This is a genomic window from Rothia dentocariosa ATCC 17931, from assembly GCF_000164695.2.
Classification (GTDB): domain Bacteria; phylum Actinomycetota; class Actinomycetes; order Actinomycetales; family Micrococcaceae; genus Rothia; species Rothia dentocariosa.
The window spans coordinates 249,004-263,277 of sequence record NC_014643.1 but is presented as its reverse complement, the minus strand read 5'-3'; the positions used below and the strand labels follow the sequence as shown (position 1 = coordinate 263,277).

The window sequence follows — 14,274 nt, the reverse complement described above, 5'->3', positions numbered from 1 at the left end:
GCTCGAACATTAGAGAACCTATTCCGTCGTGCATTTTGTGATATTTCTGAATAATCTGCGGCGGAACGGGCTATACGCCGAGTAGAGTAGATACTGCATCAGGCGCGTAGTCTTGCGGGGCAGCCGTGCGCCAAGAAACACCGGTCAGAGACCTTCCGAAGGGAAACATACATGTCCGATATTCAGATTGGGCTCTCTAAGAGCGCCCGCCGCACCTATGCGCTTGACGATGTGGCGCTGGCACCGACGCGCCGCACCCGTGACCGTCGCGATGTCGATACGTCATGGCAGATTGACGCCTTCAAATTTGACACCCCAATTGTGGGCGCACCGATGGACTCTGTGATGTCTCCAGCGACTGCGATTGCGCTCGGAAAGCTCGGTGGTTTAGGCGTGCTCAACCTAGAAGGCTTGTGGACTCGCTATGAGGACCCGCAGCCGCTTCTAGACGAAATTACTGAGCTTCCCGAAGCTGATCCTGCCTCTGCTACCACGCGCATGCAGCAGATTTACGCTGAGCCGATTAAGCCCGAGCTGATTACCGCGCGCCTAGAAGAAATTCGTGATTCGGGTGTTATTGTGGCGGGCTCGCTTACCCCGCAGAACACCCAAGAACATTACGAAACGGTGGTGCAGGCTGGGGCCGATCTTTTCGTGATTCGCGGTGCTTCGGTCTCTGCGGAGCATATTTCGACCTCGCATGAACCGCTGAACCTCAAGAAATTCATTTACGAGCTGGATGTGCCTGTTATGGTCGGCGGCGTGGCAGGGTACACTCAGGCGAAGCACCTGATGCGCACCGGTGCCGCCGGTGTTCTGGTTGGGTTCGGCGGCGGTTCTGCGATGACCACCCGTAAGGGGCTTGGTATTTCCGCACCGATGGCAACCGCTATTGCCGATGTTGCTGCGGCCCGTTCGGACTACCTGGACGAATCCGGCGGACGATATGTTCATGTGATTGCCGACGGCGGGCTCAGCCGTTCCGGTGATCTGGTGAAGGCGCTGGCTCTGGGCGCGGATGCGGTGATGATCGGCGCGCCCCTGGCGCGCGCATCTGAGGCGCCGGGCCAGGGCTGGTACTGGGGCAATGAGGCGCATTCGCGGGACTTCCCGCGTGGGGTGCGCACCCCCTTGGGCGTGGTTGGAACTCTCGAAGAGGTGCTGTATGGGCCCTCGCACCATGTGGATGGTACCCGCAATATTGTGGGCGCCCTCAAACGCGCAATGGCGAACTGCGGCTACCTGGATTTGAAGAAGTTCCAGAAGGCAGAGATGACACTCGTGCCTGAATATCGGGGATAATCTCGGTCAGTCTCGTGTTCCGTTGAGTGCGCAGGAACCGAGCGAACATTCTCTTTGCTAAAACGTATTGCGCCCTCACCGGTGAAAATATCCGGTGGGGGCGCAGTGTTAGAGGTGCAGCCGTTGCGGTTTTTGTGCGCCAAGCTGGAGCATTGTGCGCACCGCGTGGGCTGGTTATCTGCCGTTAGTCTTTTGTGGTGGCAGGCTGTTGGTTGAGTGAGGGAACCTCGCCGACGACTTTCGGGTACCCGGCGAACGGAACCTCGGTGGCTTGCACAGCATCCTGGGTGGGTACGGTGCAGCTGTCAATGTACTTGGGGTTGTACTCTTCGACCTTGAACTTTATGGTGAGAGAGCGCTGCTTATCTCCTTTGGTTTTGCCAGAAGAAATGGTCACGCTGTGTTCCTCACCAGGTTTCCAGTTGGCGGGCACCTCAATGTCACGGGTGAACGACGTCTCTTCCTCGGAGAGCTTGAAGGTCATTTCACCCTGCCCGTTTACCTTTGACTTGCCGTCATCCAGGGTGACGGTAATATCCGAGGGAAGATAGTCTTCTCCATACGTCCAGTCAGACCCTCCAATCGTGAACTTCTGCCCCGCATATACGGTCTTCGGGGCGGAAACAGTGGCCGCCTCACTGGTGTTATCGCTTACCAGGCGGGTCTGTTCAGGCGCGGACGCAGGGTCGATAATCCGTTTGGTTTCGCCGGGCGCGGTACCTGCATCTTCAGCCTTGAACCGGGAGAGCGTGTTTGCAGTAATATTCACGGATTCCTTGCCGGGGTATTCGTCCACGCTGGCGCTCTGGTACTCGCCGGTGGTGGGGTCAATGCGGAAGTCCACATTTGTGTTTTTGTACGTTTTATCACGGGAAACAGCCACTACGGAGCCGTCGCCCATCAGGTGCGGGTGGGGGAGACGACCGTGGAGCTCACCCGCACGGAGTTCGAGCTGCTGGTTGCCCTCGCCCTGCGCCCCGGCCAGGTGCTGACCCGCCACGACCTGGTCACCGAGGTCTGGGACACCACCTGGGTCGGTGATGAACGCATCGTCGATGTCCACATCGGCAACTTGCGTCGCAAGCTCGGCACCGACACCCGGGGCCGGGGGTTTATCGACACCGTGCGTGGCGTGGGCTACCGGGTGGGGCAGCCATGAATCACGGACCCGGCCTGACCTTCCGCTTCCTGGCCGCCCAGGTGTTGGTCGTGGTGATTAGCCTGCTGATGGCCGCGGCCGTGGCCACGATGGTGGGCCCGACCCTGTTCCATGATCATATGTTGATGACCGGCCGGGAGGACCCCTCGCTGGAGCTGTTCCATGCCGAGCAGGCCTACCGGGACGCCAACCTGATCACCCTGGCCGTCGCCCTGCCCACCGCCTTGATCAGCGCCCTGCTGGCCAGCCTGTGGTTATCGCGTCGCCTGCGCACCCCCCTGCAGGATCTCACCCGCGCCGCTACCAGCCTGACGGTCGGCAACTACCGTATCCGCGTGCCCGCCGGAGAAGCAGGCCCCGAGGTCACCACCCTGGCGCATGCCTTCAACACTATGGCCGACCGGCTGGAACACACCGAACAGGTCCGCCGCCAGATGCTCTCTAATCTGGCCCACGAAATGGGCACCCCCTTATCGGTGCTCACGGTCTACCTCGATGGTCTCCAGGACGGGGTCGTGGACTGGAATAATGCCACCCACACGATCATGGCTGACCAACTCGCCCGCCTGACCCGGTTGATGGAAGACATCGACGATGTCTCCCGGGCCCAGGAACACCGGATCGATTTGGACCTGGCGGAGGAAGGGTTCGGGGATCTGCTCCATACCGCCGCTGCTGCCGGGGGGCTTATGCTGACAAAGGCGTCGATTTACAGGTCGAGACTATTACGGACACCGCCCGGGTGCTCGTGGACCGGCAACGCTTCGGCCAGGTGATGAGCAATCTCCTGTCGAACGCGCTACGGCACACCCCGGCCGGCGGGCAGGTCCGGATCAGCGTCTACCGACAGGGGGCGTCCACCGCGCTCATCCACGTCGCCGATGACGGCGAGGGCATCCCACCTGGCCAGCTCGGACACATCTTCGAACGCTTCTACCGGGGGGGATGCCGTCCGCAGCCGGGACAACGGCGGGGCCGGTATCGGTCTGATCATCTCCAAGGCATTGATCGAGGCCCACGGCGGCACTCTCACCGCCACCTCCCCCGGGCCCGGTCGCGGAGCGGTGTTTGCCCTCCGCCTCCCGCTGTCCCCTCCCGACAGTGAGGAGGCTGCTCGGTGACCACACCCTGCCCCGCGTGAGGGCCGTGCCCTCCACCCCTTGAAAATATACCCCATGGGGGTATATGCTGGAGAGTAGCATCGCCGCATCCCACCGACCCGTAGGAGCTTTCCCATGATCACCTCCCCGCCCCGCCTCTTGCCGATGACCTCCCACGACTGCAGCTGTTGCGGACCTGCCTCACGTGCCGACACCGCCTCCATCCCTGCCGCCAGCGACTCGTCAGCAGGAGGGTCCTCCCCTAGCTACCAGGTCACCGGCCTGACCTGCGGGCACTGCGCGAAAAGCGTGACCCAGGCCCTTCAGGCCCTCCCCCAGGTCGACGACGTCCAGGTTGATCTCGCTGCTGGTGGTGTTTCCACCGTCACGGTCACCGGTGTCGTACCTCCGGAGATGGTTCGCCGGGCTATCGAGGCGACCGGCTACACCGTCTTATCCTGATCGATTTTACCCATCATCTCGACCCCGACCGGGTTGAGCGAAAGGAACGTCATGAGCACTCCCCACCATTCCGGCGATCACCATGGTGATCACCCCGCTCCGGAAACAGACCACACCCACCACCCGGCTCATGCCAGCCACGAACACCACGCAGATGCCGACACCCACGGCCAGGCGATGCCCCACGGTCACCCGCACTCCGTCCTGGACGAAGACCACCAGGTTCATGGTCACGGCGAACACGCCGGGCACAGCACCGCAATGTTTCGGGACCGCTTCTGGTGGTCGCTGATTCTGTCCATTCCCGTCGTTATTTTCAGCCCCATGGTCGCCCACCTGCTCGGCTACCACCTCCCGGCATTCCCCGGATCCACCTGGGTCCCCCCGGTACTGGACACGATCATCTTCGTCTACGGCGGAACGCCTTTCCTCAAGGGCGGATGGAAGGAACTGAAATCCCGCCAACCCGGGATGATGCTCCTGATTGCCATGGCCATCACCGTGGCGTTTGTCGCCTCCTGGGTCACCACTCTGGGGCTGGGCGGTTTTGACCTGGACTTCTGGTGGGAGCTGGCCCTGCTGGTGACCATCATGCTGCTGGGCCACTGGCTGGAGATGCGCGCTCTCGGGGGTGCGTCCTCCGCGCTTGACGCGCTGGCTGCCCTGCTGCCGGATGAGGCCGAGAAAGTCATCGACGGGACCACCCGCACCGTGGCCACCTCCGAGCTGGTCGTCGACGACGTCGTGCTGGTGAGGGCCGGTGCCCGGGTGCCGGCCGACGGAACCATCCTCGACGGAGCCGCCGAATTCGATGAGGCGATGATCACCGGCGAATCCCGTCCCGTCTTCCGCGACACCGGTGACAAGGTGGTCGCCGGTACCGTGGCCACCGACAACACCGTCCGCGTCCGGGTGGAGGCTACCGGCGGGGACACCGCCCTGGCCGGGATCCAACGCATGGTTGCCGACGCACAGGAGTCCTCCTCCCGGGCCCAGGCCCTGGCGGATCGGGCGGCGGCGTTGTTGTTCTGGTTCGCGCTGATCTCTGCTCTGATCACCGCGGTGGTGTGGACTATCATCGGCAGCCCGGACGATGCCGTGGTGCGCACGGTCACGGTGCTGGTCATCGCCTGTCCGCACGCCCTGGGCCTGGCGATTCCGCTGGTCATTGCGATCTCCACCGAGCGGGCCGCGAAATCCGGGGTGCTCATCAAGGACCGGATGGCGCTCGAGCGGATGCGCACCATCGACGTGGTGCTCTTCGATAAAACCGGCACCCTGACCGAGGGTGCGCACGCGGTCACCGGTGTCGCGGCAGCTGTCGGCGTCACCGAGGGCGAGCTGCTGGCCCTGGCCGCCGCCGCGGAGGCCGACAGCGAGCACCCCGTGGCCCGCGCCATCGTGGCGGCCGCGGCCGCCCATCCCGAGGCCTCCCGTCGGCAAATCCGTGCAACTGGTTTCAGCGCCGCCTCCGGCCGGGGGGTCCGGGCCACTGTCGATGGCGCTGAGATCCTCGTGGGCGGGCCGAACATGCTGCGCGAGTTCAACCTCACCACCCCGGCCGAGCTCACCGACACCACCAGCGCCTGGACCGGGCGTGGGGCCGGTGTGCTCCATATTGTCCGCGACGGTCAGATCATCGGTGCGGTGGCCGTCGAGGACAAGATCCGCCCCGAATCCCGCGCCGCCGTGAAAGCCCTGCAGGACCGCGGGGTGAAGGTCGCGATGATCACCGGTGACGCGCAGCAGGTGGCCCAGGCGGTTGGCCAGGACCTGGGGATCGATGAGGTCTTCGCCGAGGTCCTGCCCCAGGACAAGGACACCAAGGTCACCCAGTTACAGGAGCGTGGCCTGAGCGTGGCCATGGTCGGCGACGGTGTCAACGACGCCCCGGCCCTGGCCCGCGCCGAGGTCGGCATCGCCATCGGGGCCGGCACGGATGTGGCGATGGAATCCGCCGGAGTGGTCCTGGCCAGTGACGATCCCCGGGCAATGTTGTCGATGATTGAGCTCTCGCAGGCCAGCTACCGCAAGATGATCCAGAACCTCATCTGGGCGTCCGGTTACAACATCTTGGCCGTGCCCCTGGCCGCCGGCGTGCTCGCCTCTAGCGGCATTCTGCTTCCCCCGGCTGCTGCTGCGGTGTTGATGTCGCTGTCGACGATTGTGGTGGCGCTTAACGCTCAGCTGCTGCGCCGGATTGATCTGGACCCGGCCCACCTGGCTCCCACCAGTCCGAAGGAGGAACACACCACGCCTACTCCGGCATCCACCGCCGTCCACTGATCCACCACTTCTCTCCACTGCCCCCATATGACCCTGAAAGGCTCCACCATGAAGCGCACCCTTGTTCTTTCCGCTCTCGCCGTGGCCTCCACCCTGGCGCTGGCTGCCTGCGGTAAGGCCACCGAGTCAGGCAACACCGACGCCACCACCTCGGCCACCAGCACTGCGACGACTACCGCTGAGACGACCGAGACCACCACGGCGACGACTGAGGCGGACGGGGAGATCTCCGCCGATTACAACGACGCGGACATCATGTTTGCCCAGATGATGATCCCCCATCACCAGCAGGCCGTGGAGATGAGTGAGATGCTCCTGGCCAAGGAGGGTATCCCCGCCCAGGTCGTGGAGTTTGCCCAGGGGGTTATTGACGCCCAGGGACCGGAGATTGACCGGATGAACGCCATGCTCGAGGCCTGGGGCCAGCAGCCGGTCACCGACTCTGGGGGCATGGGGACCATGGACGAGATGGGTGGAATGGATCACGGCGAGATGGGTGGCATGAGCGGGATGATGAGCCAGGAGGACATGACAGCCCTTGAGGAAGCCCAGGGCACCGAGGCTGCCCGCCTCTACCTGGAGCAGATGACCGCCCACCACGAAGGTGCGGTCGACATGGCCCGTGACGAGGTTGCTGACGGCCAGAATCCCCATGCGATCACCCTGGCCGAACAAATTATCAACGACCAGGAAGCCGAGATCGCCCAGATGCAGCAGATGCTCACTGACCTATGACAGGTCCCCGTCTTTTTCTGATCTCGAGGACAGGAATCTGAAAAAGAGGGATACCTGCGTGTCGTCCAGACGACCCTATAAACTCTCAGATGGTTACCCCAGAAAGGAACGACTATGCCGAGCAACAAGATGATCAGTGATTTCTCGGACAAGCCGAAGACTGATTCCTTTTATCAGGCGATCGATGGGTATGTCATGAGCCTGGGTAAAGTCAAGAGGGAGTTTCGCGCGCAGGTCAGCTACTCTGTTAACCGGAAGTTTCTCTGGATGTGGGCATACGAGAAAACCAAGGATGGTACGTTGTACTTCAACGTGACCCTAGATCGCCAAGAGGAGAACAAGAATATCCACAGGGTCACTCAGGTCAGCCCTAATCGATGGAACCATCACGTTGAGGTCAAGTCACTGCAGACGGCGAAGAGCCAATGGCTACGTACCTTGATCGACATGGGTTTCGAATTCTCCACCCAGTGATCATCGGGGAGATACAGACCACGGTCTGCTGGGGACATGTCCACGATGAATGCGATATATCATCTGTTCTTAAACGGCATGTGGTGAAATCTCGTCGAAAGTGTTGTCTGCCTACCAACGAGTTCTTCCTGTTATATTTTTCTTATCGTTAGGGGCACATCACGCAAACGCGCTACCCTAGATATGTGTGGAAATTGGCGTTTACTCCCCGCTGGTTGGGCGGGCTTTTGCTGGCTCTCGTCTTTGTGACGGGGTTTGTTGCGCTCTCCAGCTGGCAGTTTAACGCCTCCACCTCACAGCAGGTACATTCTGATCCTGCGAAAGATCGAGTGCGACCCTATACCGAGATTCTGCAGGCGCATCAGCCCGTGACGAACTTGACGGTTGATACCGTAGTGCAGGCGAAGGGGAAGTACGTTCCAGGATCCTCCATGCTGGTAGCAGGCCGCCTGAATGAGGGGCAGCACGGATACTGGGTTCTGAGTGAATTTATTCCCGAAGGAACCGATAAAGCCGCCGCTTTGGGAAGCACCAAGCCCCGCGCTATTACAGTGGCACGAGCCTGGATAGCGGGTGAAGACGATCACGCGCCGAGCATACCCGCCGAGCCGACAGGGACAGTTGAGGTTGCCGGTCGTGTAGTAAATGCCCAGGGCGCCGCCCCGTACACGCGCATGGCTGAGAAAGTATTGGAAAGCGCATCCCCGGCACAGCTGACAAACCTGTGGGATTCACCCCTCTATGACGGCGTGCTCACGCTTTCTGTCGAAGTCCCCGAGGACCAAAAAATACCCCTCACCGAACAGCACACAATCGCAGAAAATGCCACTATTATTGGACAGTCCGAGAATCTGCGCCCTATTCGCGCAGCCCAGGCGACCAATGATGCCAACATCAACTGGCTCAACATCTTCTACTCGCTCGAGTGGCTGATTTTCGCGGCGTTCGCCCTCTACCTATGGGGACGCATGCTTAAGGATGCGGCGCATCGTGCCGCCGAACCTGCCGAATACACCCAGTATTTCGAGTACGAGGGCGAATACTTTGTGGACGAGACCACCGGACGCCCCTACTATTGGGACCCCGCCGACGAACAGTACTATTTCTTTGATGAAGCTCCCGAAGAAGCATCCGTGCGTATGGAAGATACACCACGCAACGCACCGGAGAGTGGTAATCCCCAGAAACCTGCAGATACAAAAGACTAACGCCAGCTAAACTCATCAGCACACACGAGAGGCACAGCATGTCAGAGAACTCCGAGAAGAACACAAAAATTACCCCGGTAGAACGTACCGACGGGCGCAAAGTCACCCTATCGCAGAATGCCTCAAAAGCATCAGCAGACGGGGCAGAACACGCGCCCCAGGGTGGATTTACGGTGCGCAAAAAATTTGGCGGTACCGAAACGCAGATTCGTTCCGCGCTAACCTTCTATAAATGGTGCGCATGGATATCCGGTACCTTCCTGTTGCTGCTGGTGGTTGAGATGATCACTCATCACGGGATGGGTTATGACCTGGTGGCGGGTGCAAAAGACGCCGCAACCGGTTCCGATGTATCGTTCGGCGTCCTTAACCGCGAAACCGGCAACCTCACCGGCGGAGTAAACATCTCCACATGGGTGCTTATCATTCACGGCTGGTTCTACATCATTTACCTGTTCTCCTGCATCCGTATTTGGCTGCTCATGCGCTGGGGCATCGCCCAGCTCATCGTCATGGCGCTCGGCGGCGTGGTGCCATTCCTCTCATTCATTGTTGAGAAACGCATCCACGCAGAAACCCTGGCGCAGCTTGAAGCAAACCCGCAGGCAACCAAACGATACTAGCCCCCCCAGCATCAGCGAAAACCCAACGGCGAGTACCCCTGAATGGGTGCCGCATAAAACTTTTGTCTCTCCCGTAGAATAGAAATACAAGACTTCGCGCGCTCGCGCGGAATTTCAAACCTGACACGTGAGGAAAATCCGTGACCGACTCTGTACACCCGGATCAGCTTGAAGAGCGTCCGGTTCTGGTGGTAGATTACGGTGCCCAGTATGCGCAGCTTATCGCTCGTCGTGTGCGTGAGGCGGGTATCTACTCTGAAATCGTTCCCCACTCTATGAGCACCGAAAAGATGCTCGCTAAAAACCCCGCCGCGATTGTGCTTTCGGGCGGGCCTTCATCGGTGTATGCCGATGGCGCCCCCCGTGGCGATAGGGCACTATTTGAGGCTGGCGTGCCGGTCTTCGGTATCTGCTACGGTTTTCAGGTGATGGCGCAAACCTTGGGCGGTACCGTGGCGCAGACCGGTTCCCGCGAATACGGCGCAACCGATGCGACCCTGTGTGCAGTTGAGTCTTCGTTCCTCACTGGAACCCCGCAGACGCAAAACGTGTGGATGTCGCACGGCGATTCCGTGACCGAAGCCCCCGCCGGGTTTGAGGTTCTGGCGCAGACCCCGGGTGCGTCCGTGGCGGCGTTCGTGGATGAGCACCGCAAGCTGGGCGGCGTGCAGTGGCATCCCGAGGTGAAGCACTCCGACTACGGTCAGGTTGCGCTTGAGAACTTCCTCTACAACATTGCCGGACTTAAACCCACCTGGTCAACCGACAATATTATTGAGGAACAGGTTGCAAAGATTCGTGAGCAGGTTGGCGAAGACCGCGTGATTTGTGCGCTCTCTGGCGGCGTGGATTCTTCTGTTGCCGCAGCCCTCGTGCATAAGGCTGTAGGCGATCAGCTGACCTGCTTCTTTATCGACCACGGGCTGCTGCGCGCGGGCGAGCGTGAACAGGTTGAGCAAGACTACGCCGCGTCAATGGGTATTCGCGTAATTACCATTGACGAATCAGAGCGTTTCCTCACTGCACTGGCTGGCGTGAGCGACCCTGAGCAGAAGCGTAAGATTATTGGCCGCGAGTTCATCCGCTCCTTTGAGCAGGCCGAGCGCAAGCTCATTGAGGAAGCGGGCGAAGAGGGCGCACAGATCAAGTTCCTGGTGCAGGGTACCCTGTACCCGGATGTGGTTGAATCCGGCGGCGGCGAGGGTGCGGCGAATATTAAGTCGCATCACAATGTGGGTGGTTTGCCTGAGGATTTGGCGTTTGAGCTGGTCGAGCCGCTGCGTACCCTGTTTAAGGATGAGGTTCGCGCGATTGGCCGTCAGCTGGGTGTTCCCGAGAAGATCGTGGCGCGCCAGCCGTTCCCCGGCCCCGGTCTGGGTATTCGTATTGTGGGTGAGGTGACCCGCGAGAACCTTGAGACCCTGCGCGCGGCGGATGCGATTGTGCGTGAAGAGCTGACCGCAGCCGGTCAGGACGAGCATATTTGGCAGTGCCCCGTGGTTCTTCTCTCCGGTGTGCGTTCGGTGGGTGTGCAGGGCGATGGCCGCACTTATGGGCATCCGATTGTGCTGCGCCCGGTTTCTTCGGAGGATGCGATGACCGCCGACTGGTCGCGTCTGCCCTATGATCTGCTGGCAAAAATCTCGAACCGGATTACGAACGAAGTCAAAGACGTGAACCGCGTGGTGCTGGATGTAACCTCTAAACCCCCGGGAACCATTGAGTGGGAGTAACGCACTAGGGGAGTAGCCCCTAGGATTCAACCCAGTTTTGAGTAGGTAAGCCGCCCGGTGTGTTCTGAGCTTTCAGGATGCACCGGGCGGCTTTGCTGTGGTCATAAAGGTATAGAAGCTGCGCCATGGTCCTCTCGAAACGGAACATTTCATCAAGTCCTTCTGTAGCAGAGTATGGTTTCGGACGCCCATGATGGGAATGTGAAAGTCTGGATCGTACTCGATAAAAGGTGCAGGCTTGGTTTTCAGAAAATCTTGCTGGTGTTCTTGATATTGTTCTGCTTGTGTTTTTATTGGAGCTCAAACCCACAAAGTGAATAAAACTTAGAATAAGTGTTATCAGCATAATGAGAAAAGCAGTACAAATAACTGATAAATCGGTTTAGCCACTATGAGAACTGGGGACAGCGTTGTAGACAAGAGTCACGAACCAGCAGAGGTAAGAGCCAGTGTTTTTACTGTAATCTAGGGGTTGCCTCTAATGATTAACCCTCAGTGTTTTTGTCCTGAAAGCTGGGTGGTCTTCTTAATACTATTTGTCGTGACAACAATCATTAAGATGCCCAAAATAACCTCGTAAAGGGCTACTATAACCCCCACTATTGTAAAAGAGCTCTCGGCAGATGAAGATGGATCAAGAATCCGCTCTAGCATAAACGGCACATAGGTAACCTCGGAGATTGGGGCAACAATAAGGCCGTAAATATTGGCGCCTCGTATCCACCGAAACTTGACTGATCTCCTAAACCGCATAAACGCGACAACCTGCAAGAAAATGTGGATCATGTAGGGCAGTGCAACAACGGTAGCAATAGCTACAATGGCAAATATAAGATCGCTAAATTCATCGCGTTCAGACACCATAATATAAATGGCTGCTTGGATAAAAATAAACAATAGGACAAGTACAGGAATAATAATCAGAACATTCCTGATAGCCTGTGCTATGAGAAGACTTTTGCGGGTGTTGGGGTCTATATCGAACTGTTTTGGTACGCGCTCATGAGATTCTTCCTTTTTCTTGGTCCCCTGAGGTTCCGAGCCAGCCTGAGGCTCCAAGGACATCTTACCCTCAATACCTTCTAAGCCGTATAGCTGTGTATATTTGGGATCTTGATGGGCATTCTCCGGATTATTGCCCGATGCACTTTGCTTTTCCACGGGAGGCTGCGGATCATTATTATCAGTGGCTGAAAAATTCTTATCGGTGCTCATTGCTGTTCACCCTAATCTTTCTTCTGCGACCTAACATTAACGCGCTGCCAAGGAATTTCTACAATCGGATCTTCATGGTGCTTCTTCAGGGTTTTTAAATCATCCGTTTCGTATATTGCATTCTTGAAACCGGATAAAGTATTATCTGGCGTTGGGCGTTTATCAGTATCCATATTTTTATTATGAGAGGATAGTTTTTTCTTTTTCCAGTTATATATAATCACTGCAATAATAGTGAAAACGCTTATAATCGCCTCAAGAGCGCAGGCGCCTAGCAACCACCGTAATGGTTGAATATCGGCACTTGTTACATTTGGAGCCGACATCTCAATCACGAACCATGTATAAAAAGCAGCAATAGGCGCAACAACGAGCAAACTATAGATGTTCGTCCCTAAAAACCATGCGGTTTTGGTTCCCCGAATCATCTTTATACATGCCACAATTTGCAGCAGAATATAAACGATAAAGGGCGAAAAAAGGATGAGTAGAAGAAGAAATCCTTCAAAATCATCAAAATCACTGGCAAGGAGGGAAAATACCACACTCTGGAGAATCATGGTTTCGAGAATTAGCCTAATAATCTGCACAGTTATAAAGCTAGAAAGAAGCAAGTTCCGCTTCTCAGTCGAATCTGCCTCAGATTCTTTCTCTATTTCATGAACGTTTTGAGCCTGGCCTATAGCAAACTCATCATTAACTATCGGAAAATTCTTATCGGTGCTCATGGCGCTCACCCTAATCTTTCTTCTGCGACCTAACGTTAATGTGCTGCCGAGGAACCTTTGCATCCGATTTATCATGGTGATTCTTCAGGGGTTTTAAACCACCATCCGTTTCGTATGCCCCGGAGTTAGAACCTTCCAGAACATCGTCAGATATTCGAGGCTTAGTGACAGTAATCCTTTTGCCTTGAAAATCACGAAGATCATTCCTCTTGATTACGTTCATCACGACGATCATGACGATGCTGATAACAGCTTCAAGAACGCAGGCACCTAGCGACCACCATAATAGTCCAATATCAGCACCTGTTATGTTTGGAGCTGCCACCTGCAGCTCCATCATGAACCACGTATAGAAAGCACCAATAGGCGCAACAATCATCAGGCTATAAATGTTGATTCCTACAACCCAAGCGATCCGAGTTTCTTTCTTTGCCCGTGACCATGCCACAGCCTGCAAAATAAAATGCAAACCAAAAGGCAGGAAAAGAAGGAAACCTCCAAGACCAATAGTGAGCAAAGGGAGTAATGGCAGTACTAATATAAATTCAATGACAGTCCTTATGGTCTGCACAGCTATAAGACTAGGAGGAAACGAGGTCTGCTTCTTGGTCGAATCTGCCTTAGGTTCTTTCTTTATCTCATGAACATCTTGAGCCTGGAGCGTTCCATGCTCAGGTTTTGGAAGGTTCTTATTAGTAGTCATGGCTTCACCCTAAGCTTCTAGCCTGGGTATTCCGTGGAAGCTCCCTGAATATTCTCAAAAAACAATACTTTTTATTTTTTATAAAATAAAAAATGATATTTATCTAAAATAGAGTTTCTAATGCTTTATGGAGGATTATTTATTAGGGCTCCTTTAGATGACAGTAAAAACAGTGGTTCCTACCCCTGCTATACGTATGATGGTGAAAGAAGCGACCAGCCACCAATCACATGCAGGTGGAAACCGTTGCTTTCTTGCCGTCACTGGACTGACCACTGCATAATTCGCAACCGCCCTCAATCGCTTAGTCATACTCTGACTTGGGATACCCCCAAGCAGCTCTCGCCGTCCTTTGTTGACCATGGTGCATCTGAAGAGTATGTTTGTCGGATAAATTAGATCTAATAGTGCTAAAAGCCGCCTGGTATATTCTGGTCTTTCAGGATGCACCGGGTCTTTATATTCTTTGTAAAGGCAGTAACTGTGGTCTATACGTTAACCAGGGTAATCCACCGATCAGGTCGCAAACTTCGGGAGCGCAGATCT

Annotated in this window: 12 protein-coding genes and 2 pseudogenes; 10 read left to right on the top strand and 4 right to left on the bottom strand. The window is 56.8% G+C overall.

The features are described 5' to 3' along the window. Positions 1-171 precede the first annotated feature (171 nt). Positions 172-1,302, top strand: a complete 1,131-nt coding sequence (locus HMPREF0733_RS01155) for a GuaB3 family IMP dehydrogenase-related protein (RefSeq protein WP_013397582.1) — start codon at positions 172-174, stop codon at positions 1,300-1,302. A gap of 184 nt (positions 1,303-1,486) precedes the next feature. On the opposite strand, the gene HMPREF0733_RS11210 is transcribed toward HMPREF0733_RS01155, so the two are convergent. Continuing rightward, positions 1,487-2,185: a hypothetical protein gene (locus HMPREF0733_RS11210; RefSeq protein WP_168160868.1), complete on the bottom strand. Its 699-nt coding sequence runs from the start codon at positions 2,183-2,185 to the stop codon at positions 1,487-1,489. Between the two features lie 6 nt (positions 2,186-2,191). Between HMPREF0733_RS11210 and HMPREF0733_RS01145 the strand changes: the two are divergent. The 9 genes and pseudogenes from HMPREF0733_RS01145 to guaA all read left to right on the top strand — a co-directional run. Then, positions 2,192-2,461 (top strand): annotated as a pseudogene (locus HMPREF0733_RS01145) (winged helix-turn-helix domain-containing protein); the annotation flags it as partial. Beyond that, a pseudogene (locus HMPREF0733_RS01140) lies at positions 2,458-3,582 on the top strand (sensor histidine kinase). The pseudogenes HMPREF0733_RS01145 and HMPREF0733_RS01140, both read left to right, overlap by 4 nt. Positions 3,583-3,696: 114 nt before the next feature. Then, complete coding sequence (locus HMPREF0733_RS01135) at positions 3,697-4,023, top strand: heavy-metal-associated domain-containing protein (protein WP_041321526.1); 327 nt, start codon at positions 3,697-3,699, stop codon at positions 4,021-4,023. 51 nt (positions 4,024-4,074) lie between these two features. Then, positions 4,075-6,309 (top strand): copper-translocating P-type ATPase, encoded by a 2,235-nt coding sequence (locus HMPREF0733_RS01130; protein ID WP_041321525.1) that lies wholly within the window; start codon positions 4,075-4,077, stop codon positions 6,307-6,309. A gap of 48 nt (positions 6,310-6,357) precedes the next feature. Then, positions 6,358-7,044 (top strand): DUF305 domain-containing protein, encoded by a 687-nt coding sequence (locus HMPREF0733_RS01125; RefSeq protein WP_041321524.1) that lies wholly within the window; start codon positions 6,358-6,360, stop codon positions 7,042-7,044. A gap of 114 nt (positions 7,045-7,158) precedes the next feature. Beyond that, positions 7,159-7,518: a DUF5655 domain-containing protein gene (locus HMPREF0733_RS01120; protein WP_013397574.1), complete on the top strand. Its 360-nt coding sequence runs from the start codon at positions 7,159-7,161 to the stop codon at positions 7,516-7,518. A gap of 185 nt (positions 7,519-7,703) precedes the next feature. Beyond that, positions 7,704-8,726 carry an SURF1 family protein gene (locus HMPREF0733_RS01115; RefSeq protein WP_013397573.1) on the top strand — a complete coding sequence of 341 codons (1,023 nt, stop codon included), beginning with the start codon at positions 7,704-7,706 and terminating at the stop codon, positions 8,724-8,726. A 38-nt stretch (positions 8,727-8,764) separates the two neighbouring features. Continuing rightward, on the top strand, positions 8,765-9,349 hold the full coding sequence (locus HMPREF0733_RS01110; protein WP_004005221.1) for a DUF3817 domain-containing protein: 585 nt from the start codon (positions 8,765-8,767) through the stop codon (positions 9,347-9,349). Between the two features lie 140 nt (positions 9,350-9,489). Further along, entirely contained in the window at positions 9,490-11,082 is a 1,593-nt protein-coding gene (gene guaA / locus HMPREF0733_RS01105; RefSeq protein WP_013397572.1) for a glutamine-hydrolyzing GMP synthase, read from the top strand. Between the two features lie 492 nt (positions 11,083-11,574). On the opposite strand, the gene HMPREF0733_RS01100 is transcribed toward guaA, so the two are convergent. The 3 genes from HMPREF0733_RS01100 to HMPREF0733_RS01090 are packed head-to-tail and all read right to left on the bottom strand — an operon-like array spanning position 11,575 to position 13,728. Continuing rightward, positions 11,575-12,297 carry a hypothetical protein gene (locus HMPREF0733_RS01100; RefSeq protein WP_013397570.1) on the bottom strand — a complete coding sequence of 241 codons (723 nt, stop codon included), beginning with the start codon at positions 12,295-12,297 and terminating at the stop codon, positions 11,575-11,577. A gap of 11 nt (positions 12,298-12,308) precedes the next feature. Then, entirely contained in the window at positions 12,309-13,025 is a 717-nt protein-coding gene (locus HMPREF0733_RS01095) for a hypothetical protein (protein WP_013397569.1), read from the bottom strand. A gap of 10 nt (positions 13,026-13,035) precedes the next feature. Beyond that, positions 13,036-13,728: a hypothetical protein gene (locus tag HMPREF0733_RS01090; protein ID WP_013397568.1), complete on the bottom strand. Its 693-nt coding sequence runs from the start codon at positions 13,726-13,728 to the stop codon at positions 13,036-13,038. Positions 13,729-14,274: the final 546 nt, after the last annotated feature.